Source organism: Serratia sp. CoH_122_TC_1 (genome assembly GCF_058191755.1).
In genome coordinates this window covers 217713-239241 of the sequence record NZ_JBXWLA010000004.1, presented here as the reverse complement: position 1 = coordinate 239241, position 21529 = coordinate 217713, and the positions used below count along the sequence as shown (strand labels likewise).

The following is a 21529-nucleotide window of genomic DNA, read 5'->3' as shown; positions in this document are numbered from 1 at the left end:
GATGCGAATAATTGTCTACGGCAGTTTACGACGCAAACAGGGAAACAGCCATTGGATGACCAACGCCCAATGGCTCGGCGAGCATGAGCTCGAAGGCTATCAGATTTATAATCTGGGCCATTACCCGGCGGCGATCCCTGGAGAGGGCACGGTACATTGTGAGGTGTACCGTATTAACTCATCGATATTGGCCGAGCTGGACGAACTGAAAAGCAACACCCGGGACTATAAGCGTGAGCTGATTCAGACGCCTTATGGGAGTGCGTGGATCTACCTGTATAAACACAGCGTAGACGGTTACCCGCGGATTCAAAGCGGAGACTGGCTGAAGCGTCTCGACGAAAAGTAAAAAAAAACACCGCTCACTGAGCGGTGTTTTTTTTCGAGCGGCAGGTAAGAATTACTTCTTGGCTGCGCGTTCGAAAGAGGCAACGATTTCAGCTTTAGCCGCAGCAGCGTCTGCCCAGCCTTCCACTTTCACCCATTTGCCTTTTTCCAGATCTTTGTAGTGCTCGAAGAAGTGAGCGATCTGCGCTTTCAGCAGTTCTGGCAGGTCGTTCACATCTTTGATGTGATCATATTCTTTGGTCAGCTTGCTGTGCGGTACGGCAACCAGTTTCGCATCTTCGCCAGCTTCGTCAGACATCTTCAGCACGCCAACCGGACGGCAGCGGATCACAGAGCCAGGCTGCAGTGGGTATGGCGTCGGCACCAGTACGTCAACCGGGTCACCGTCCAGAGACAGGGTGTGGTTGATATAACCGTAGTTGCACGGGTAGAACATCGCGGTGGACATGAAACGGTCAACGAACAGCGCGCCGGTGTCCTTGTCGATTTCATATTTGATCGGATCGGCGTTTGCCGGGATTTCGATAACTACGTAGATGTCTTCCGGCAGGTCTTTGCCAGCAGGGACCAGGTTCAAGCTCATGTCGGTTTCCTTTAATCAAACCAGAAATGGAGTGGCGGCTATTATAGCGGACTCTTTTACGAATTCCTGCCCTTTTCATCATCCACGCCCCGGCGCAGGGCCATCCATCGAATTTCCAGATAAATCTTCCTGCGGCGTTAAGTTTTCCCAAGGGTTGCCGATAACTTCATCAAATAATAATGAGTCAGCGAAGTCTGACTCTCCGTTTTACCTCCTCTACGTAAGATCTCACTATTTCTGAAGCCGGGAAGAACTCATGCTAAAAAAGATTACGGTCAAGGCCGGGCTGATTGCCCTGTTGAGCCTGATGACGCTGCTGTTGATTATGGTCAGCACGATCGGCGTCAACGCGATTAACGAAGGATCGCGCTCGTTACACACTCTGAATCAAATCCTGGGGGAAGAATTGGGGTCGCTGGCCAGCAGCTCCAACCTGACGCTGCGCGCCAGAACCGCGGCCTCACTGGCGGTGCGCCAACGGGAAATCGGCCAGATTGAGGTTTCCGACGCGACAGTGGGGCGCATTTATGACTACCTTGCGCAATCGAAGCAGGAAATGGCGCGTTTTGTCAAAGTGGGCACCGTCACCGAACGTGGCCGCGAGCTGTCTGCCCGTCTACAAAACAGCTATCGAGCCTATTTGGAGCAAGGTGTTGGTCCGATGGCTGATGCCATCAAGGCGGGTAAAGTCGACGATTACTACGAGATTCAGGAAACCAAAATCTCTGCCTTGAGTATTGCTTTTGAGAAAGACCTGAGCGATTTCCGCAGCTTTGCGATGAAGATTGGCCAGCAGCGGGTAACGGAAGCGGAAAGTAATGCCAGTACCAAGATTACCCTGATTGTGATTGCAGGTCTGCTGAGCGTATTGCTGGCAGTATTGGCCTGGTTTGCATTGAGGATGATTATCTTGCGCCCGCTCGATGAATCTATCGCCCAACTGGAATATATTGCAGGTGGCGATTTGACGCATACCATCACGGGCGAAGGGAATACCGAAATGGGCCGTTTGGTGCGTGCAATGCAGCGTATGCAGCAGGCTCTGGCGAGTTCGGTCAGCAAGGTACGTGATGCCAGCAGCCAAATTGATACCGGCTCGCGCGAGTTGGCTGCCGGTAACTTACATCTGGCCCAGCGCACTGAAGAGTCGGCCGCTTCGCTGGAAGAGACGGCAGCCAGCATGGAGCAATTGACCTCGACGGTGAAAATGAATGCCGAAAACTGCGAGCAGGCCAATCAACTGGCGTTGAGTGTATCTGGCATTGCAAATCAAGGCAGTGAGGTGGTCAGTCAGGTGATGAGCAAGATGCAGGCGATTACCGACAGTTCGCGTCGTATCGCCGATATCATCAGTGTGATGGACGGCATCGCTTTCCAGACCAACATTTTGGCGCTGAACGCGGCGGTAGAAGCGGCACGTGCTGGCGAACAGGGCCGTGGTTTTGCGGTCGTGGCCGGTGAGGTACGCAGTTTGGCCCAACGCAGCGCACAGTCAGCGAAAGAGATTAAAGGGCTGATTGAAGCGTCGCAGAATCGCGTGCAGGAAGGCGAGCAGATGGCAGAGTCTGCGGCGAAAACCATGAATGGCATTACCGGCGAAGTCGGGCGTGTAACGGCGTTGATGCGGGAAATCTCTGCGGCTACGCGCGAACAAAGCAGTGGGATTGAGCAGGTAAACCTGGCGGTGGCTCAGATGGACCAGGTGGCGCAACAAAATGCGGCGTTGGTCGAAGAGTCAGCGGCGGCGACACGATCGCTGGAGGATCAGGCGCAGTTACTGGCGCAGAGTATGGCGGCGTTCAAATTATAATGTAGGGGTGCAGCATGCTGCACCCCTGCGTTGGGCGCTTTATTCGTCCGGATTTTCGGCGATAAAGCGTTCTGCGTCTTCAACCATGGATTTGGTGCCGACGAAGAAAGGTGCACGCTGGTGCAGTTTCACCGGGGTAATGTCCAGAATACGGTTTTTACCGTCACTGGCTTTGCCGCCGGCTTGTTCTGCCAAGAACGCCATCGGGTTGCATTCATACAGCAGGCGCAGCTTGCCTTGTGGGTGGCTGGCGGTGCTTGGATAAATGTAGATGCCGCCTTTCAGCAGGTTGCGATGGAAATCTGCAACCAGTGAACCGATGTAGCGTGAGGTGTAAGGACGTTGTGTTGCTTCGTCTTGTTCCTGGCAATACTTGATGTATTTCTTCACACCGCGTGGGAACTTGATGTAGTTACCTTCGTTGATGGAATACATGTTGCCGCTGGCTGGGAAGCGGACTTTCTCATGGGACAGGCAGAACACGCCCAGAGAGGGATCGTAAGTAAAGGCATGCACGCCATAACCGGTGGTGTACACCAGCATGGTGGATGAACCATAAACTACGTAGCCAGCAGCCACCTGAGCACTGCCCGGTTGCAGGAAGTCTTCTTCGGTTACCGGAATGCCTACCGGGGTAATGCGACGATAGATAGAGAAAATCGTACCGACCGAGACGTTGACATCAATATTGGACGAACCGTCCAATGGATCCATCAGCACCACATACTTGGCATTTTCAGCCCGCTCGCCGTCGAATATCACGATTTCGTCTTCTTCTTCGGAAGCGATACCCGCAACTTCACCGCGCGCTTTCAACGCCGCTTTCAGCTTTTCATTGGCGTACAGGTCCAGTTTCATCTGAACTTCACCCTGTACATTGGAAACGCCGCTGGTGCCCAGAATATCAACCAGACCCGCTTTGTTGATATCGCGGTGGATGATTTTGGCGCCTAGTTTAATTGCAGAAAGTAGCGCAGTCAGCTCGCCGGTGGCGTGAGAGAAGTCGTGCTGTTTCTCGACGATAAATTCGCCTAACGTTTTCATGACACAATCCCTGAATCTACGGATGGGTAGCGGTTTGTTAACATACCGCCAACGTATTCGCGAGCAGTGTAGCCCAAAGATGAGCGCTATTCATAGGCAAATCCATTTCTTCTGGATGATTCTGGGCGTTAGAATAAGCCAACATTCGACGTACTCTATGAGAAAACTATGCGCATTCACATTCTTGGGATCTGTGGCACCTTTATGGGCGGGCTCGCTGTGCTGGCTCGCTCGCTAGGGCATGAGGTGACCGGCTCTGACGCTAATGTCTATCCGCCGATGAGCACGCTGTTGGAGAAGGAAGGGATCGAACTGATCCAAGGCTACGATCCCGCTCAGTTGGATCCCATGCCGGATCTGGTGATCATTGGTAACGCCATGACGCGTGGCAATCCCTGTGTTGAAGCGGTATTGGAGCAGGGCATCCCTTACGTTTCCGGTCCACAGTGGTTGCATGACTATGTGCTGCGCGATCGCTGGGTGCTGGCCGTTGCCGGGACTCACGGTAAGACCACCACTGCGGGTATGGCAACCTGGATCCTCGACGTCTGCGGATATAAACCGGGCTTTGTGATCGGCGGTGTTCCTGGCAACTTTGACGTTTCCGCCCGCTTGGGCGAGAGCCCGTTCTTTGTGATCGAAGCTGACGAGTATGACTGCGCGTTCTTCGACAAGCGTTCCAAGTTTGTGCATTACAGCCCACGTACGCTGATCATGAATAATCTGGAGTTTGATCACGCCGATATCTTCGATGATCTGAAAGCGATCCAGAAACAGTTCCATCATCTGGTGCGCTTGGTTCCCGGCAAGGGCAAGATCATTTTGCCTGACAACGACAATCACCTGAAACAGGTGATGGCGATGGGCTGCTGGAGCGAGCAGGAGCTGGTCGGGGAAGAAGGCGCATGGCGTGCACAGAAGCTAACACCGGACGCCAGCCATTATGCGGTATTCCTGCATGGTGAGCAGGTGGGGGAAGTGAAGTGGTCGCTGGTGGGTGAACACAACATGCATAATGGTTTAATGGCCATTGCTGCTACGCGCCATGTTGGTGTGATGCCTGCGGATGCTTGCCGTGCGCTCGGTGATTTCATCAATGCGCGCCGCCGTCTGGAACTGCGTGGTGAAGCCCATGGAGTGACGGTCTACGACGACTTTGCCCATCACCCAACGGCTATCTTGGCAACCTTGGCCGCGCTGCGTGGCAAGGTTGGTGGCACTGCCCGTATTCTTGCCGTGCTTGAGCCCCGCTCCAATACCATGAAAATGGGGATCAGCAAGAACGATTTGGCGCCATCGCTTGGTCGTGCCGATGAAGTATTCCTGTTCCAGCCGCATCATATTCCCTGGCAGGTGGCAGAAGTGGCGGAAGCCTGCGTGCAGCCGGCCCATTGGAGCGCCGATCTCGACACCCTGGTAGAGATGATTGTGAAAACGGCTCAGCCGGGTGACCATATTCTGGTCATGAGCAACGGCGGCTTCGGCGGTATCCACGATCGACTGTTGGACGCTTTGGCTCGCAAGTCTGAACCGAAAGTCACCTATTGATCATATGGGGGGCGTGAAACAACCTTTCTAAGGGCCGGTCGCGGCCCTTTTTTTCGCGCATAAAAAAGCCCTCGCGAGCGAGGGCAACGGGGTTCGTCGGATAGGACGACGACATTTCTTCAGGGAATCAGTGCTTACGACAGAACTCGGCAGTGGCAGTGACGAGGGTAGTCAGTTCCGTAAGCACGTCCCCTGAATTGTTATTTATAGATTTCAGCCGTCGCGTGCCAATTACCGTTTTCATAGGCTTCAATTACACGGTAAGCCTTGGCACCTTGCTTATCAGCTTTGTCTGACAAGGCCTGGCGAATATCAGAAGGCGCGCCGGTGATGCCGCTGACGGTGATGGTACCGGCAGATTGCAGGGTATCGGCCTGGTCATTAGTGATTAACGTGGCGGCCGAGGCCCCGAACGAAACGACTGACAGCAGGCTAAGTGCGGCGAGGGTTGTTTTCATATTCATCATATTGCGTCCTGTTGCGATAACCGCCTGGAAGGGCTTTTACAGCGTTTTTATTCTTGAAGGCCGTTATCGGTGATGCTGGGTACCAGAGTTCTTTTGCCCGTTTCCGGGTAACATTTTGTACTTACTTGTAAATTTCTGCGGTGGCGTGGAAGTTACCTTCGTTACGCGCCTCAATGACACGGTATGCAGTTGCGCCTTTGGCATCGGCCTTCTCAGACAGTGCCTGACGGATGTCGGAAGGTGCACCGGCTACGCCGCTTACGGTAATGGTACCTGCAGCCTGCATTTTTGCTGCCTGGCTTGCATCAACAGATTGTGCTGCAAATGCGCCGAAAGAAAGCATGGATAGAATGCTCATAGTTGCAACGGTAGCTTTAATTTTCATGGTTTGACCTCATCGTATTCTTTTATCAGTTCCAGTGAACTGTGATTTACGTCACGAAAATGAGTATACATCTAGTAACGCTAAAAATTAATAGTTAGCTAACAGTTTCTAGTGAAACTTTATCAGGGTGTTGTTTGTTTTTTATAACCAAATGGAATAAAAACGGGTCATAAAATGATCTTTTGATGTTAAATTTATGTAATTTCAATAAGGTAAGTGCTTTTGACCAAAAGTGCGAAAGATTGCAGTGGCTATCACTGGTTACACAGAAATGTCATTGAAATGTGCTGTGGTGTGAAGGAAATCTAGAGTTTTACGTGGAAAGGGATGAGAGAAACGTAAGCATAGGGTTAAAGAAGCGCTAACAAAACGCGACGGCTAGCCGCATTTTGTTAGCGCTAAGCATCATAACTCTTGTTCAAACAGCGTCAGGATGGCTTCGTACAATTGGCGAGCGGTAAAGCTGCTGGCCGGGGTAACAAAAATAGTGTCGTCGCCGGCAATGGTGCCCAGGATACCTTCGGACTTCCCTAATGAATCCAACAGGCGGGCAATGAGCTGTGCAGCGCCAGGGCTGGTGTGGATGACCACGACTGCATCGTTATGGTCGACATCGAGTACCAGGTTCTTCAGCGGGCTGGTGGTGGTCGGCACACCGAGTTCTGCTGGAAGGCAATACACCATTTCCATCTTGGCATTGCGCGTACGCACTGCGCCGAACTTGGTCAGCATGCGCGATACTTTGGATTGGTTGATGTTTTCGAAGCCTTCTTCTTGCAGCGCCAAAACGATCTCGCCTTGAGAACTGAATTTTTCTTCTTTCAATAACGCTTTAAACGCTTTGATCAGATCTTCCTGCTTTGCGGGATTACGCATTTTGCACCGTAGAATGTTGACAATAGAAGTGATTATTATGCATATAAATGAATTTTTATGCAATAAGAGGACGTCCAGGAAAAACAATCATGCCCGGACAATGAGGAAAGGGCGGCATTTTAACAAAATCCGAACCCCATGAATATGCCCTTTCGGCGACCTTAAAGTGGTTCGTGGTGGTAAAGAAAATGTTATTAAAATGATGTTGTTCTGATGTTGTGTAAGGGTGTAATGTAACCGCCGGTTAACTTGCTCGTGAATAACCTCGCAGTATTTTTGATTAGTGTGCGCTATGCCCTTAATGCGTAAGCTATTTAATCTAAAATGAGCGCGGCATCGGCTGTTTTATTGCGCCAGTTCTCAAATGAACTGTTAAGAGATTGTTTTTAAAGGTGTAATAATCTAAGGTCCGTAACCAACATATTCACGGCGCTTTATATATTTAAGATAATAAAGGAGTATAGGATGAAAGTTGCAGTTCTCGGTGCTGCTGGCGGTATCGGCCAGGCCCTCGCCCTTCTACTCAAAACCCAGCTTCCTTCAGGTTCTGAACTCTCTCTCTACGACATCGCCCCAGTGACTCCAGGTGTTGCCGTCGATTTAAGCCACATCCCAACCGCAGTTAAAATCAAAGGCTTCAGCGGCGAAGACGCAACGCCAGCTCTGCATGGCGCAGACGTGGTGCTGATCTCTGCCGGTGTTGCACGTAAGCCGGGTATGGACCGTTCAGATCTGTTCAACGTGAACGCGGGCATCGTGCGTAATCTGATTCAGCAAGTGGCAACAACCTGCCCGAAAGCCTGCATCGGTATTATCACCAATCCGGTTAACACAACCGTGGCTATCGCAGCAGAAGTGCTGAAGAAAGCCGGTGTTTATGACAAAAATAAACTGTTCGGCGTAACCTCGCTGGACATCATCCGTTCTAACACCTTCGTGGCCGAGCTTAAAGGCAAGCAGCCAGAAGAGTTGAACGTGCCAGTTATCGGTGGGCACTCTGGTGTGACCATCCTGCCACTGTTGTCACAGATCCCTGGCGTGAGCTTTACCGAGCAGGAAGTGGTGGATCTGACCAAACGTATTCAGAATGCGGGTACGGAAGTGGTTGAAGCCAAAGCCGGTGGCGGGTCTGCAACACTGTCAATGGGCCAGGCAGCAGCGCGTTTCGGCCTGTCCCTGGTTCGTGCACTGCAAGGCGAAAAAGGCGTGGTGGAATGTGCTTATGTGGAAGGTGATGGCAAATACGCTCGCTTCTTCGCACAACCGCTGGTGCTGGGCAAAAACGGCGTTGAAGAACGCAAAGACATTGGTACCCTGAGTGCATTCGAGCAGAAAGCGCTGACAGATATGCTGGATGTGCTGCATAAAGATATTGAACTGGGCGAAAAGTTTATCAATAACTGATCACCCCGCGATGTAAGATATGCATAAACCGCCGGACAGTGTTCCGGCGGTTTTTTTATGCCTGCGGTTATGACCGAATTCGCGCTTTTCGATCCAGCAGGTTATGGGTGTGTGGATCGAAGTAACGGCTTGGCCAGATTTCTGCAGGATGAATGTCGAGTGTTTCGGCAATGAGCCATTCTCCTTTTGGCCAGGGGCGCGATAGCGCGTTTGCCAGCGTTGAAGAGCTAAGCCCCGCCTTGCGCGATACCGCCGCCAATGTCGTTCCCTTCTTACGTAAAGCCGCAATGATATCCGCCGGGTGCCAGTCCTTATTCTCTGAGTTCATGTTTGCATTCCTTTTTTTGATTAGCGAAAGTTCTGTTAGTGGTATAACTAACAGGTCAAGATTAATCGTTTAAACAACATGAATCGCTTATGCGGAAACTAGCATACCACTAAGTTTCTTAAAAAATACCCGAATAGTTTCCAAAAAAAAGATATTTGCCAACTTCCCAGAGATCATGGCTATGAAAAAAGAGTGGTTTACCGCCAAGGAGCTGACAAGCGTGGCAGGGTTACCTTCCTCACCACAGGGAATAAATTTGATGGCGCGCCGTGAAGGTTGGCTCAGCCGACGCCGTAAAGGCGTACAAGGCAAAGCGCTGGAATATCACATCGACAGCTTACCTAATAGCACCCGTAATCTTCTGATATTGAAAGAGGACTCGGCAATTTATGACGTTGAGCGTCAGGACCCACTGACGGTGTGGGTTGAGTATTACTATCACCTGACAGAGAGCGAACGTGAGAAAGTTTTGACGTTCTTGATGCGTGAAGGTATTGGTGGCCTGTTGGCGCGAATTTCACCGGAGAAATGAGCAGACCCGCCGAGCGGGCCTGTGGAAACAGCGGTTGCCTATAGTTTCTTAAAAATCACGTTGAACCGCGAGGTGCGCCAATCCTTCCAGCGCGGTGCGATGGGGGGATTCAGGCAGGGCCTGCAACGCGGCAATGGCCTTGTCGGCTTCTTCCTCCGCGCGCTGGCGAGTGTATTCCAGCGAACCGCATTGCTCCATGGCTTTCAGTACGGGCTCCAGCAAATGACGACCGTTGCCTTGCTCAATTGCGCCGCGGATCATGGCTTTCTGCTCGCCTTCACTATTATGCATGGCATGCAGCAACGGCAATGTCGGTTTACCTTCGTTGAGGTCGTCACCGGTATTTTTACCCAGGGTGCTGCCATCGGCGCTGTAATCGAGCAGATCGTCGATCAACTGGAAGGCGGTACCAAGATAGCGGCCGTAATCCTGCAGCGCTTTTTCCTCTGCAACGCTTGCGTCTGACAGGATTGCCGAAGACTGCGCCGCTGCTTCAAACAGGCGTGCAGTTTTGCTGTAGATCACCCGCATGTAGCTTTCTTCTGTGATATCCGGATCGTGCACGTTCATTAACTGCAGTACTTCGCCTTCGGCAATAACGTTAACGGCTTCGGACATCAGTGCCAGCACGCGGAGCGATTCCAGACTCGTCATCATCTGGAAAGCCCGTGTATAGATGAAGTCGCCAACCAACACACTGGCAGCATTGCCAAAGGCGGCATTGGCGGTCGCTTTGCCGCGACGCATGTCGGATTCATCTACCACGTCATCATGGAGCAGCGTGGCGGTATGAATGAATTCGATCAGCGCAGCAACGGTAATGTGTTTATCACCCTGATAATGCAAAGCCCGGGCCGCCAGAACGGCGATCATCGGGCGGATGCGCTTACCGCCACCACTGATAATGTAATAGCCAAGCTGATTGATGAGCGTGACATCAGAATTCAGCTGTTCGAGAATTGTTGCGTTCACGGCCGCCATATCTTGCGCGGTTAACTCGGTAATTTGCTCTAGGTTCATTGTATTTTTTTCAGCTGTGTTTCTCTTCACCGCGTTGAGATCGCTGCTCACATCGGTACATGGCGGTAACTGTCCTCCTGATTGTACTTGAAAAACGGTTCAGATAAACGCCATGAAAGAAACTGTGCTTTTTTTCTTCTTTTTTCTGCTTCTGGTCTTATTCTGCTCTTGTCATATGCGGGATTATTGCGTAGAATTCGCGCCCTATTGTGAATATTTATAGCGCGCTCTGTACTGAACAGTTGGGCACGCGGAAAGCGGAGTTTTATATGTACGCGGTTTTCCAAAGTGGTGGCAAACAACACCGAGTAAGCGAAGGTCAAACCGTTCGCTTGGAAAAGCTGGACATCGCAACTGGTGAAGCTGTTGAGTTTGACCAGATTCTGATGATCGCTAATGGCGAAGATATCAAAATCGGCGTTCCTTACGTCGATGGCGGTAAGATCAAAGCTGAAGTAGTTGCTCACGGTCGTGGCGAGAAAATTAAGATCGTTAAGTTTCGTCGTCGTAAACACCATCGTAAGCAGCAGGGCCACCGTCAGTGGTTCACTGACGTTAAAATCACCGGCATCAGCGCTTAAGTTAGGGGAGCAGATTAATGGCACACAAAAAGGCTGGCGGCTCGACTCGTAACGGTCGCGATTCAGAAGCTAAACGTCTGGGCGTAAAACGCTTTGGCGGCGAAGCAGTACTGGCAGGCAGCATCATCGTTCGTCAGCGCGGCACTAAATTCCACGCTGGTACCAACGTGGGTTGCGGCAAAGACCACACTCTGTTTGCTTTGAAAGACGGTAAAGTCAAATTCGAAGTTAAAGGCCCGAGCAATCGTAAATTCATCAGCATCGAAGCTGAATAATTTTCCGAGCCTGACTAAATAGATGTAAGCCCCGCAATTCGTTGCGGGGCTTTTTACATTCTAGGGTGTTGGGCTGCTTGTGCGCAGACCCGTTAGCGCTGGCAAAGGTAAGATGGAAACGAAACAGCAGGTCGGAATTGGCATTTCTCTGGCGGTGACTACAGCGGTTTGTTGGGGCGCATTGCCGATTGCGATGAAAGAAGTGCTGGTAGTGATGGAGCCGTTTACCGTTGTTTGGTATCGCTTTACCATTGCTGCGCTTGGGTTGGGGCTTATTTTAGCCGTGCGCGGCAGGCTGCCGCCAGTGACTCTATTTCGCCAACCGCGCTGGTTGCTGATTTTGGCTATCGCGACGGCGGGCCTTCTGGGGAACTTCATTTTCTTCAGCTCTTCGCTGCAGTATCTCAGCCCGACAGCATCGCAGGTGATCGGCCAACTGTCGCCGGTCGGCATGATGTTTGCCAGCGTGCTGATTTTAAAAGAGCGCATGCGCATCACTCAGGTGATAGGCGCGCTAATGCTGATTTTCGGGTTGTTGTTGTTTTTTAACGTCAGCCTGATTGAGATTTTCACTCGCTTGACGGATTACACCCTTGGGGTGCTGCTAGGCGTGTGTGCGGCGATGGTGTGGGTCACTTATGGCGTTGCGCAGAAAGTGTTGCTGCGCCGATTAGCCTCGCCGCAAATACTGGTAATGTTGTACACTTTATGTGCAATAGCTTTATTTCCTCTGGCCAAGCCAGGGGTGATTTTTCAGCTCAGCGGCTGGCAATTAGCCTGCCTGCTGTTCTGTGGCGCCAACACGCTGATTGGCTATGGTGCGCTGGCGGAAGCCATGGCGCGCTGGCAGGCGGCGCAGGTGAGTGCGTTAGTTACGCTGACACCGCTGTTTACCCTGCTTTTTTCAGATTTATTGGCGTTGGCCTGGCCACACGTATTCGCCGCCCCGACATTAAATGTCGTTGGCTATGTCGGTGCTTTCGTGGTGGTAGCGGGCGCCATGTTTTCCGCAATTGGTCACCGTTGGTGGCCGCGACGGGCAGAAACCCGCCTGGTTGCTCCTTTGAAGCAGCCCGGTGAATGATTTACGGAGACGGTAAATGAAGTTTGTAGATGAAGCAGCGATTTTGGTCGTTGCAGGTGACGGTGGTAATGGTTGCGTCAGCTTCCGCCGCGAAAAATATATCCCGAACGGCGGGCCAGATGGTGGTGACGGCGGCGATGGCGGCGACGTCTATTTGCTGGCGGACGAAAACCTCAACACGCTGATCGACTACCGCTTTGAGAAATCTTTCCGCGCCGAACGTGGTCAGAACGGCCAAAGCCGTGACTGTACAGGCAAGCGTGGCAAAGACATTACTATCAAAGTCCCTGTCGGCACCCGTGTGCAAGACCAGGGCACTGGTGAAATCCTCGGTGACATGACCCGCCATGGCCAGCTTTTGATGGTCGCGAAAGGCGGTTGGCATGGTTTGGGCAATACCCGATTTAAATCATCCGTTAACCGCGCTCCACGCCAGAAAACGCTGGGTACCGCAGGTGAAGCGCGTGACATCCTGCTGGAGCTGTTGCTGTTGGCCGATGTGGGCATGCTCGGTTTACCGAATGCCGGCAAGTCGACCTTCATCCGTGCAGTCTCCGCGGCCAAGCCGAAAGTTGCTGACTATCCGTTTACGACCTTGGTGCCAAGCCTGGGTGTGGTACGTATGGATCACGAACAAAGCTTCGTGGTTGCCGATATTCCGGGGTTGATCGAAGGGGCCTCTGACGGTGCCGGGCTGGGTATTCGCTTCCTGAAGCATCTGGAACGCTGCCGTGTGTTGCTGCACCTGGTGGATATCGCTCCTATCGATGAATCTGATCCGGTAGAAAATGCCAAAATCATCATCAATGAGTTGAACCAATACAGCGCAAATCTGGCAGACAAGCCACGCTGGCTTGTTTTCAACAAGATTGATGTGATTGGTGAAGAAGAAGCTGCCGTGCGTGCCAAGGCGATTGCAGAAGGCATGGGCTGGGAAGGCAAGTACTACATGATCTCCGCCGTTAATCGTGAAGGCGTCAACGCGCTGTGCTGGGATGTAATGCAGTTTATCAACACGCAGCCGAAGGCGATGGCGATCGAAGAAAGCGCGCCGGAGAAAGTCGAGTTCATGTGGGATGATTACCACCGTGAACAACTCGCAGAAGTGGAAGCTGAAGCGGATGACGACTGGGATGATGACTGGGACGAAGATGACGACGAAGGCGTCGAAATCGTTTACCAGAAGTAATCTTGTGAAGAAAAGGGCTCAGTTAACACTGGGCCCTTTTTTTATCGACACTATTTATTTAGCACGTTTTCCGGTAGCCAGCATTGGGCATTCAGCCCGTGGGTATCCTGGCGGTTTTCCATCGTCAGGCGCCCTTGGTGCAGCTGTACGATACGGGTCACTATATTTAGCCCCAATCCACTGCCGCCGTAGCGCTGGTCCATACGACGAAACGCCTGGGTGAGTTCGCCAACCATTTTTTCTTTGATTCCCGGGCCTTCATCAATCACTTGCAGCAAATAACCGTGCTTCTGCGCGGCAAGCTGTACCCGAATACTGCTGCCTTCTGGGCTGTAACGGTGGGCATTTTCCACCAAATTACGCAACAACAGGCGTAACAGGACAGGGTCACCATGAACCGGCGCGGTTTCAGGCAATTGCCATTGCAGTTTTTGCTCGCGCTGGGCGACCAATTCCTCAAGCTCTTCCTGCAGCGGTTGGATCACGTTGTTTACCCAGTCGAACTGTTGGTAATGGCCGCTGGCAAAATCTTGCCCGGCGCGCGCGAGCATCAGTAATTGTTCGACGGTGTGCATCAGCTGGTCAATGCGGGCAATTAACGGGCCGCTTTGTGGAATGCCCTGTTTTTCCATGAGTTCCAGATGCAGCCGAATCCCTGCCAGCGGCGTGCGCAGTTCGTGTGCGGCATCGGCGGTAAAGAGCCGCTCTTGCTGAATAGTGTTATCCAGTCGTGAAAACAGTTGGTTGAGTGTGGTGGTAACCGCCATCATTTCAAGGCTGTCACTGCTGAGCGGGAGTGGCGTCAGATTATCGGCGGAACGCTTCTCCAGCCGTTCCTGCAATTGATTGAGTGGCCGGATAATCCAACTGATAGCCCAAAATGAGGCGAGCAGCGTGACTATCATCATGATTAACGAGGGGGCAAGTAGCGAGGCGATGGCTTCGGCGATCTCCGTATCGACACGTTCAGTACGCACTTTAGCCGACAGGGTTTCATCTACCAGAAAGCTGATTTGCTCCTGACTTTCGTGCCAAAGCCAAAAGGCGCTAATAAGCTGGGTGACCAAAAGGATCAGCGCCAGCATCAATAACAGACGGCGGCGCATGCTGATCATGATGAAGACTCCAGGCGGTAGCCGATGCCACGTACGGTACGGATACGGTCCTTACCTAATTTGCGGCGCAGGTTATGAATATGCACTTCTAGCGTATTAGAGCCCAAATCATCCTGCCAGGTATAAAGATCCTGCTGTAACAACTCGCGGTTGACCGTTTGGCCGGCGCGCATCATCAGGCGTGACAGAATGGCGAACTCTTTCGGTGTGACTTCCACCGGCTGTTGCTGAACATAGACTTGTTGGCTGGAAAGATTGAGCTGGAGATCATCCAACTGCATCAGATTGTCACTGTGGCCCTGATAGCGGCGAATTAAGGCGCGTACACGCGCTTGCAGTTCAACCAACGCAAAGGGTTTTACCAGGTAATCGTCAGCACCGGCGTCCAGCCCATCAACACGGTCTTCAAGGGCATCGCGAGCCGTCAGAATGAGTACCGGCAAATCAACTTGTTGACGACGCCACTGCCGCAGCAGACTGGCGCCATCCATGTCAGGCAGACCCAAATCGAGGATGATCATGCTGTACTGGCTAGTAATGAGCAGGGCGTTGGCCTCCGCCGCCGTCGCGGCGCAGTCGCAAGCATAGCCTTCCCCTGCTAATGCCAGCGCCAATCCTTGTTGCAGGAGCTCATCGTCTTCCACAATCAGCAGTTTCATCATAACCCTCAGTTATTCTGATAAATATCCCGGTACAGGCGGCTTTCAAAACGCACCAACGGAGCGCGGCGCTGTTTTTGATCTTCCGGCGGTACGGCATAACCTGACAGATACTGTACGAATGCAAAGCGCTGACCGCTGGCGGTTGTAATGAACCCTGCCAGATTATATACGCCTTGCAGCGCACCGGTTTTTGCAGAAACCTTACCGTCGACGCCGGCTTCGTGTAGCCCGCCGCGGTAGCGCAGGGTTCCGTCGTAGCCTGACAGTGGTAGCATCGAAATGAAGTTCAGCTCATTGTCATGCTGCGCAATGTACTGAAGCGCCTGCATCATGGTCGCTGGGGCCAGCAGGTTATGGCGTGATAACCCTGAACCGTCCACGACGATGCTATTGCCCAGATCAACACCGGCCTTCTGGCGCAGCACTTGGCGTACGGCATCAGCGCCGGCACGCCACGTTCCTGGGACACCAAAACGTTCATGCCCGATCGTCCGGAATACGGTATCGGCGATCATGTTGTCCGATTTCTTCAGCATGATCTTCAGTAGGTCGTGCAGCGGTGCTGACTGCGTTTGTGCTATCACGGTCCCTTTCAGCCCTGGCTGGGTCTGGCGCTTTAGGTGGCCGTCTATCTGGATGCCAGCCTGTGTCAGCTCATCTTTCAGGATGGCTCCGGCATAGCTGGCACCATCCTGGATAGCGAAGGCCAGCGGCAATGGATCGCTGCGTTGGGTCAGACAGCCAGTCAGAGTAAAGCGGTTTAACTCGCCGGGTACGACATCCAGCTCACAGTATTGGGCGTCCGGTGACCCTTTCGCCAGCGTACGCACCTGGCTGAACATATTGACCGGGTAATAAGAGGCCACGCGAATAAAGGCCATGTCGCCCGGATTCGGCGCGCTGTAGAGCGACACCGAGAAGCAGTTGCGATCGACAATCGCCGCGGCCGGCGGCGCGCTGAAACACTGCGTCAGGTCGTTCCACGGCCAACCGGGAGCTTTGTCATGGCTGGCGAATACGGACGTATCGACCAGCACATCACCGGTAATTTGCCGCACACCCTGCTTTTTCAGTATGGCGACCATATTGCGCAGGTTCTGGCGCTTAAAGGTGGGATCGCCGCTGAAGCGGGCAATCAAATTGCCGCGCAAAACGCCGTCGCTGATATCGCCTTGACTCTCCAGCGTGGTCGTGAAGCGGTAATCGGGGCCGAGCTGCAACAATGCAGCCAGCGCGGTCAGCACTTTTTGGGTACTGGCCGGTAACGCCATTTGCTGTGAATGATAATCGATGGTCGGCGTATCGGCGCCGATCTTCTGAACTACCAGGGCAAGGTTGGCCCCATCAGGCAAATATTGTGTGTAATCTTCAACCGGGGCCGCATTCGCATTTAGAACAAATGCGCAAGCCAATGCACTGACAATTCGTGAAAAACGCATAATCTCGGGATAACAGCTGGATAACGTGCCGTCATACTACGGTGCATTCAGGGAAAAAGTAAACGATGACCCTCAAGGAACTCTACGCTAAAATGCGTATCAAAATGCAAAATCGATCCTGACTTGGGCTAGTGTCCCGAGTCAGGCTTCTTTTGTTTATCGCCTGGAGGCGGCGGGCACGTACCCCCCGTTTTTTCATACGAACACGTCAGGATGACGGCTATTTGAACAGGAAAGATTTAGAGGTATTTACACGATGAAACAGATTCCGATGACCTTGTTTGGCGCAGAAAAACTGCGCGAAGAGCTCGAATTTTTGAAAAGTGTGCGCCGTCCGAAAATCATTGCGGATATCGCTGACGCCCGTGAACACGGCGATTTGAAAGAAAACGCAGAGTACCATGCCGCGCGTGAGCAGCAGGGATTCTGTGAAGGGCGTATCCAGGAAATTGAAGCCAAGCTGTCGAACGCGCAGGTGATCGATATCACCAAGATGCCCAATAATGGCCGCGTGATTTTTGGCTCCACCGTTTCGGTGATGAACCTGGATAGCGAAGAAGAAGTGACTTACCGTATCGTTGGCGACGACGAAGCTGATTTCAAGAAAAATCTGATTTCGGTCAATTCCCCAATGGCGCGCGGTTTGATCGGCAAAGAGCAAGATGATGTTGTTGTGATAAAAACACCGGGCGGCGATGTCGATTATGAGATCTTGAAGGTTGAATATCTCTGAATATTCGCTATTCGTTCAGAAATTCGCCAGGGTTTTGTAAAGAAAGGAAAAAGGCCGCACGCGGCCTTTTATCTGAATCAGGTGCATGGCACCTTTTCGTTAACCCAATGCTTATTAACGCGGTAGACTGATCTTGCGCTCTTTAGACGGGCGGTAAAGAATAAGCGTACTGCCGATAACTTGCACGTTGCAGGCACCCGTTTCACGCACGATAGCGTCGGCGATCAGGGTTTTGGTTTCGCGATCTTCAGCAGCGATTTTTACCTTGATCAGCTCATGATGCTCCAGAGCCTGTTCAATTTCAGCCAGCACCCCTTCGGTGAGACCGTTATTACCCAGCATGACAACCGGTTTTAACGGATGCGCCAGGCCTTTCAGGTGCTGTTTTTGTTTATTATTCAGATTCATTGTCTTTTTTGCTTAAGTTGGGATTGAAAACGGTACATTCTACCGCCATCTCATGTATATCACCAAATCGGTCTTCACCGGTGTGAGTCTACAAGAGCTGCGAACCTGACATTAAGACTCTTTTTATGATAGTTGGAAAACGAGATGGCTAATAAAAAGCGTTCTGCTAGCTCCAGTCGCTGGTTACAAGAACACTTTAGCGATAAATATGTGCAACAGGCGCAGAAAAAAGGGCTGCGTTCGCGCGCCTGGTTTAAACTTGATGAAATACAGCAGAGTGACAAACTGTTTAAACCTGGCATGACCGTCGTGGACTTAGGTGCGGCGCCGGGCGGTTGGTCGCAGTATGTCGTGACCCAGATCGGCGGTTCCGGCCGCATCATCGCCTGTGATATTTTGCCAATGGATCCTATCGTTGGCGTCGATTTCCTTCAGGGCGATTTTCGTGATGAACTGGTGCTCAAGGCTCTGTTGGAACGTGTAGGTGAAAGCAAGGTTCAGGTAGTCATGTCTGACATGGCTCCGAATATGAGTGGCACTCCGGCCGTCGATATTCCAAGATCGATGTATCTGGTGGAATTAGCACTGGGAATGTGTCGTGATGTCCTCGCACCAGGCGGAAGTTTCCTGGTGAAGGTGTTCCAGGGAGATGGTTTTGACGAGTACCTACGGGAAATTCGCTCCCTGTTTACGAAGGTTAAGATTCGTAAGCCAGACGCTTCCCGCGCACGTTCGCGCGAAGTGTACATTGTAGCGACAGGGCGCAAGCTGTAGTACCCTAACGCTGTTTGTTAACACAGTTGTAATATGAGGTTAATCCCTTGAGTGACATGGCGAAAAACCTAATTCTCTGGTTAGTCATCGCGGTAGTGTTGATGTCTGTATTCCAGAGCTTTGGGCCCAGCGAGTCGAATGGCCGTAGGGTGGATTACTCTACCTTCATGTCCGAACTGACCCAAGATCAGGTTCGCGAAGCGCGAATCAACGGACGTGAAATTAACGTTACCAAGAAAGACAGTAACAAATACACGACCTATATCCCTGTCAACGATCCTAAGTTGCTGGATACGTTGTTAACCAAGAATGTGAAAGTTGTTGGTGAACCGCCTGAAGAGCCGAGTTTGCTGGCTTCTATCTTTATTTCATGGTTCCCAATGCTGTTGCTGATCGGGGTTTGGATCTTCTTCATGCGGCAAATGCAGGGCGGCGGCGGCAAAGGCGCGATGTCCTTTGGCAAGAGCAAGGCCCGCATGCTGACTGAAGACCAGATCAAAACCACCTTTGCTGACGTTGCAGGTTGTGACGAAGCGAAAGAGGAAGTGAGCGAACTGGTTGAATACCTGCGCGAGCCGAGCCGCTTCCAGAAATTGGGCGGTAAGATCCCTAAAGGTGTGCTGATGGTTGGCCCTCCAGGGACCGGTAAAACGCTGCTGGCGAAAGCGATCGCCGGTGAGGCAAAAGTGCCGTTCTTCACCATTTCCGGTTCCGACTTCGTCGAAATGTTTGTGGGTGTTGGTGCTTCTCGTGTGCGTGATATGTTCGAGCAGGCGAAAAAAGCCGCACCGTGCATCATCTTTATCGATGAAATCGACGCCGTTGGTCGCCAGCGTGGCGCCGGTCTGGGTGGCGGTCACGATGAACGTGAGCAAACGCTGAACCAGATGCTGGTTGAAATGGATGGTTTTGAAGGCAACGAAGGCATTATCGTCATCGCTGCAACCAACCGTCCAGACGTGCTTGACCCGGCATTGCTGCGTCCAGGCCGCTTCGACCGTCAGGTGGTTGTTGGCTTGCCAGATGTACGTGGTCGTGAACAGATCCTGAAGGTGCATTCACGTCGTGTACCACTGGCTCCAGATGTTGATGCTTCCGTGCTGGCACGTGGTACTCCGGGCTTCTCGGGTGCCGATCTGGCCAACCTGGTCAACGAGGCCGCGCTGTTTGCTGCCCGTGGCAATAAACGTGTCGTGTCGATGGTTGAGTTTGAAAAAGCCAAAGACAAGATCATGATGGGGGCAGAACGCCGCTCCATGGTGATGACCGAAGCGCAGAAAGAGTCGACCGCGTATCACGAAGCAGGCCACGCCATTATCGGTCGTCTGGTTCCTGAACACGATCCGGTGCACAAGGTAACGATTATTCCTCGTGGCCGTGCATTGGGTGTGACCTTCTTCCTGCCGGAAGGTGACGCGATCAGCGCTAGCCGTCAGAAACTGGAGAGCCAAATCTCTACTCTGTATGGCGGTCGTCTGGCTGAGGAAATCATTTACGGGCCAGAGAAAGTCTCTACCGGTGCGTCGAACGACATTAAAGTGGCAACCTCGATTGCCCGTAACATGGTGACCCAATGGGGCTTCTCCGAGAAGCTGGGGCCACTGTTGTATGCGGAAGAAGAGGGCGAAGTGTTCTTGGGCCGTTCCGTCGCCAAGGCGAAGCACATGTCTGACGAAACTGCGCGCATTATCGACCAGGAAGTTAAATCCCTGATCGAACGCAACTACATCCGTGCGCGTGCGTTGTTGATGGAAAACATGGACATCCTGCATTCTATGAAGGATGCCTTGATGAAGTATGAAACCATCGATGCGCCACAGATCGACGATCTGATGAACCGTAAAGACGTGCGTCCGCCAGCGGGTTGGGACGATGCGGGTAAAGGCAGCAATTCCGACAACGGCGGCACACCAAAAGCCCCAACGCCGGTTGATGAACCACGTACGCCAAACCCAGGCAATACCATGTCTGAACAGCTAGACAAGTAACTTTAGCTGTGTAATAACATCGAACCCCGGCATGCCGGGGTTTTTTATTGCCCGGTGGGCAGTAAACCAGGCAATCAGGCAATAGTAAGGTGAATTAGCCATGCAGTTAACCGTGCGAGACATGACTCTCGATCTTTCCCACCCAAGGGTGATGGGGATCCTCAATGTAACTCCGGATTCTTTTTCTGACGGCGGTAAGCACAACCAGCTCAATCAAGCGTTGTTACATGCACATGCGTTGATTTCGGCCGGTGCGACCATGATTGATGTGGGTGGTGAGTCGACCAGACCGGGAGCGTCAGAGGTCAGTGAAGAGGAGGAGATCGCACGGGTAGTGCCGGTAGTCGAGGCGATAGCTCAGCGTTTTGAAGTCTTTATCTCTGTGGATACCTCGAAAGCCGGGGTGATTCGCGAGTCGGCCCAGGCGGGCGCACACCTGATCAACGACGTTCGTTCGCTGCAAGAACCGGGTGCGCTGGCGGCGGCCGCAGAAAGTGGCCTGCCGGTGTGCCTGATGCACATGCAGGGTGAGCCGCGTACCATGCAGCAGACGCCACACTATGATGATCTTATCGGCGATGTGCATGCATTTTTCCAACGACATATTGAACGTTGTCATGCTGCCGGTATTACAAATCAGAAATTGCTGCTCGACCCAGGATTCGGTTTCGGTAAGAATTTAGCGCACAATTATCAGCTTCTGGCCAGATTGTCAGAATTTCATCGCTTCGGCCTGCCGCTATTGGTAGGGATGTCGCGCAAGTCGATGATTGGACAACTGCTGAATGTACCGCCTGATCAGCGAGTTATCGGCAGCGTGGCCTGTGCGGTGATCGCCGCCATGCAGGGCGCACAGATTGTCAGAGTGCATGACGTTAAAGAAACCGTCGAGGCGATGCGTGTCGTCGAGGCAACACTTTCAGCTAAAGGATGACA

General features: G+C 52.3%; 24 protein-coding genes. 13 read left to right on the top strand and 11 right to left on the bottom strand.

From position 1 onward, the window contains the following. Position 1: 1 nt before the first annotated feature. Entirely contained in the window at positions 2-349 is a 348-nt protein-coding gene (locus AC2FC2_RS07250) for a gamma-glutamylcyclotransferase family protein (RefSeq protein WP_209634320.1), read from the top strand. A gap of 51 nt (positions 350-400) precedes the next feature. Here AC2FC2_RS07250 and ppa read toward each other — a convergent pair whose 3' ends face one another. Then, positions 401-931, bottom strand: coding sequence for an inorganic diphosphatase (gene ppa, locus AC2FC2_RS07245; RefSeq protein WP_209634322.1), 531 nt, complete (start codon positions 929-931; stop codon positions 401-403). Positions 932-1187: 256 nt separating this feature from the next. Here ppa and AC2FC2_RS07240 point away from each other — a divergent pair, with 256 nt between their 5' ends. Then, positions 1188-2741 (top strand): methyl-accepting chemotaxis protein, encoded by a 1554-nt coding sequence (locus tag AC2FC2_RS07240; protein ID WP_265556242.1) that lies wholly within the window; start codon positions 1188-1190, stop codon positions 2739-2741. A gap of 39 nt (positions 2742-2780) precedes the next feature. Here the strand turns inward: AC2FC2_RS07240 and fbp are convergent, their stop codons facing one another. Then, on the bottom strand, positions 2781-3785 hold the full coding sequence (gene fbp, locus AC2FC2_RS07235; RefSeq protein WP_099064485.1) for a class 1 fructose-bisphosphatase: 1005 nt from the start codon (positions 3783-3785) through the stop codon (positions 2781-2783). Between the two features lie 168 nt (positions 3786-3953). On the opposite strand from fbp, the gene mpl reads away from it, so the two are divergent. Next, on the top strand, positions 3954-5333 hold the full coding sequence (gene mpl / locus AC2FC2_RS07230; RefSeq protein WP_490659019.1) for a UDP-N-acetylmuramate:L-alanyl-gamma-D-glutamyl-meso-diaminopimelate ligase: 1380 nt from the start codon (positions 3954-3956) through the stop codon (positions 5331-5333). A gap of 200 nt (positions 5334-5533) precedes the next feature. On the opposite strand, the gene yhcN (AC2FC2_RS07225) is transcribed toward mpl, so the two are convergent. The 3 genes from yhcN (AC2FC2_RS07225) to argR form a co-directional block, all read right to left on the bottom strand. After that, positions 5534-5797, bottom strand: a complete 264-nt coding sequence (gene yhcN / locus AC2FC2_RS07225; RefSeq protein WP_209635262.1) for a peroxide/acid stress response protein YhcN — start codon at positions 5795-5797, stop codon at positions 5534-5536. Positions 5798-5921: 124 nt separating this feature from the next. Further along, positions 5922-6185 carry a peroxide/acid stress response protein YhcN gene (gene yhcN / locus AC2FC2_RS07220; RefSeq protein ID WP_209634327.1) on the bottom strand — a complete coding sequence of 88 codons (264 nt, stop codon included), beginning with the start codon at positions 6183-6185 and terminating at the stop codon, positions 5922-5924. Positions 6186-6590: 405 nt separating this feature from the next. Beyond that, positions 6591-7061 carry a transcriptional regulator ArgR gene (gene argR, locus AC2FC2_RS07215; RefSeq protein WP_020824937.1) on the bottom strand — a complete coding sequence of 157 codons (471 nt, stop codon included), beginning with the start codon at positions 7059-7061 and terminating at the stop codon, positions 6591-6593. A gap of 465 nt (positions 7062-7526) precedes the next feature. Here argR and mdh point away from each other — a divergent pair, with 465 nt between their 5' ends. After that, positions 7527-8465, top strand: a complete 939-nt coding sequence (gene mdh / locus AC2FC2_RS07210; protein WP_209634329.1) for a malate dehydrogenase — start codon at positions 7527-7529, stop codon at positions 8463-8465. Between the two features lie 67 nt (positions 8466-8532). Here the strand turns inward: mdh and AC2FC2_RS07205 are convergent, their stop codons facing one another. Next, the gene (locus AC2FC2_RS07205; RefSeq protein WP_209634331.1) at positions 8533-8793 is read right to left on the bottom strand and encodes a helix-turn-helix domain-containing protein; all 261 of its coding nucleotides are present in this window, start codon (positions 8791-8793) and stop codon (positions 8533-8535) included. A gap of 181 nt (positions 8794-8974) precedes the next feature. Between AC2FC2_RS07205 and AC2FC2_RS07200 the strand changes: the two genes are divergently transcribed. Continuing rightward, a complete protein-coding gene (locus AC2FC2_RS07200) occupies positions 8975-9325 on the top strand; it encodes a DNA-binding protein (RefSeq protein WP_209635264.1) in 351 nt (116 codons plus the stop codon). Between the two features lie 48 nt (positions 9326-9373). Here the strand turns inward: AC2FC2_RS07200 and ispB are convergent, their stop codons facing one another. After that, positions 9374-10345, bottom strand: coding sequence for an octaprenyl diphosphate synthase (gene ispB / locus AC2FC2_RS07195; protein ID WP_209634333.1), 972 nt, complete (start codon positions 10343-10345; stop codon positions 9374-9376). A 269-nt stretch (positions 10346-10614) separates the two neighbouring features. Between ispB and rplU the strand changes: the two genes are divergently transcribed. The 4 genes from rplU to cgtA all read left to right on the top strand — a co-directional run bounded on the left by rplU (position 10615) and on the right by cgtA (position 13474). Next, complete coding sequence (rplU, locus tag AC2FC2_RS07190; protein ID WP_037423192.1) at positions 10615-10926, top strand: 50S ribosomal protein L21; 312 nt, start codon at positions 10615-10617, stop codon at positions 10924-10926. A gap of 17 nt (positions 10927-10943) precedes the next feature. After that, positions 10944-11201, top strand: a complete 258-nt coding sequence (rpmA, locus tag AC2FC2_RS07185; RefSeq protein ID WP_004933559.1) for a 50S ribosomal protein L27 — start codon at positions 10944-10946, stop codon at positions 11199-11201. Positions 11202-11313: 112 nt separating this feature from the next. After that, complete coding sequence (locus AC2FC2_RS07180; protein ID WP_209634335.1) at positions 11314-12285, top strand: DMT family transporter; 972 nt, start codon at positions 11314-11316, stop codon at positions 12283-12285. A 16-nt stretch (positions 12286-12301) separates the two neighbouring features. Continuing rightward, positions 12302-13474, top strand: coding sequence for an Obg family GTPase CgtA (cgtA, locus tag AC2FC2_RS07175; RefSeq protein ID WP_209634337.1), 1173 nt, complete (start codon positions 12302-12304; stop codon positions 13472-13474). 50 nt (positions 13475-13524) lie between these two features. On the opposite strand, the gene pmrB is transcribed toward cgtA, so the two are convergent. From pmrB to dacB, 3 genes are read right to left on the bottom strand one after another with little or no spacing between them, the layout of a single operon-like run. After that, positions 13525-14589: a two-component system sensor histidine kinase PmrB gene (pmrB, locus tag AC2FC2_RS07170; protein ID WP_209634339.1), complete on the bottom strand. Its 1065-nt coding sequence runs from the start codon at positions 14587-14589 to the stop codon at positions 13525-13527. Further along, the gene (gene pmrA / locus AC2FC2_RS07165) at positions 14586-15248 is read right to left on the bottom strand and encodes a two-component system response regulator PmrA (protein ID WP_209634341.1); all 663 of its coding nucleotides are present in this window, start codon (positions 15246-15248) and stop codon (positions 14586-14588) included. Before pmrA ends, pmrB begins: the two co-directional genes overlap by 4 nt. Before the next feature lie 8 nt (positions 15249-15256). Beyond that, positions 15257-16690: a serine-type D-Ala-D-Ala carboxypeptidase gene (gene dacB / locus AC2FC2_RS07160; protein ID WP_209634343.1), complete on the bottom strand. Its 1434-nt coding sequence runs from the start codon at positions 16688-16690 to the stop codon at positions 15257-15259. 256 nt (positions 16691-16946) lie between these two features. Between dacB and greA the strand changes: the two genes are divergently transcribed. After that, positions 16947-17423, top strand: a complete 477-nt coding sequence (gene greA, locus AC2FC2_RS07155; RefSeq protein WP_209634345.1) for a transcription elongation factor GreA — start codon at positions 16947-16949, stop codon at positions 17421-17423. A 114-nt stretch (positions 17424-17537) separates the two neighbouring features. Here greA and yhbY read toward each other — a convergent pair whose 3' ends face one another. Continuing rightward, entirely contained in the window at positions 17538-17831 is a 294-nt protein-coding gene (yhbY, locus tag AC2FC2_RS07150; protein WP_004933536.1) for a ribosome assembly RNA-binding protein YhbY, read from the bottom strand. A 144-nt stretch (positions 17832-17975) separates the two neighbouring features. Here yhbY and rlmE point away from each other — a divergent pair, with 144 nt between their 5' ends. The 3 genes from rlmE to folP all read left to right on the top strand — a co-directional run bounded on the left by rlmE (position 17976) and on the right by folP (position 21527). Further along, a complete protein-coding gene (gene rlmE, locus AC2FC2_RS07145; protein ID WP_012004940.1) occupies positions 17976-18605 on the top strand; it encodes a 23S rRNA (uridine(2552)-2'-O)-methyltransferase RlmE in 630 nt (209 codons plus the stop codon). A gap of 56 nt (positions 18606-18661) precedes the next feature. Continuing rightward, entirely contained in the window at positions 18662-20593 is a 1932-nt protein-coding gene (gene ftsH / locus AC2FC2_RS07140) for an ATP-dependent zinc metalloprotease FtsH (RefSeq protein ID WP_037423171.1), read from the top strand. 100 nt (positions 20594-20693) lie between these two features. After that, a complete protein-coding gene (folP, locus tag AC2FC2_RS07135; protein WP_490659018.1) occupies positions 20694-21527 on the top strand; it encodes a dihydropteroate synthase in 834 nt (277 codons plus the stop codon). The last annotated feature ends 2 nt before the right edge of the window (positions 21528-21529 follow it).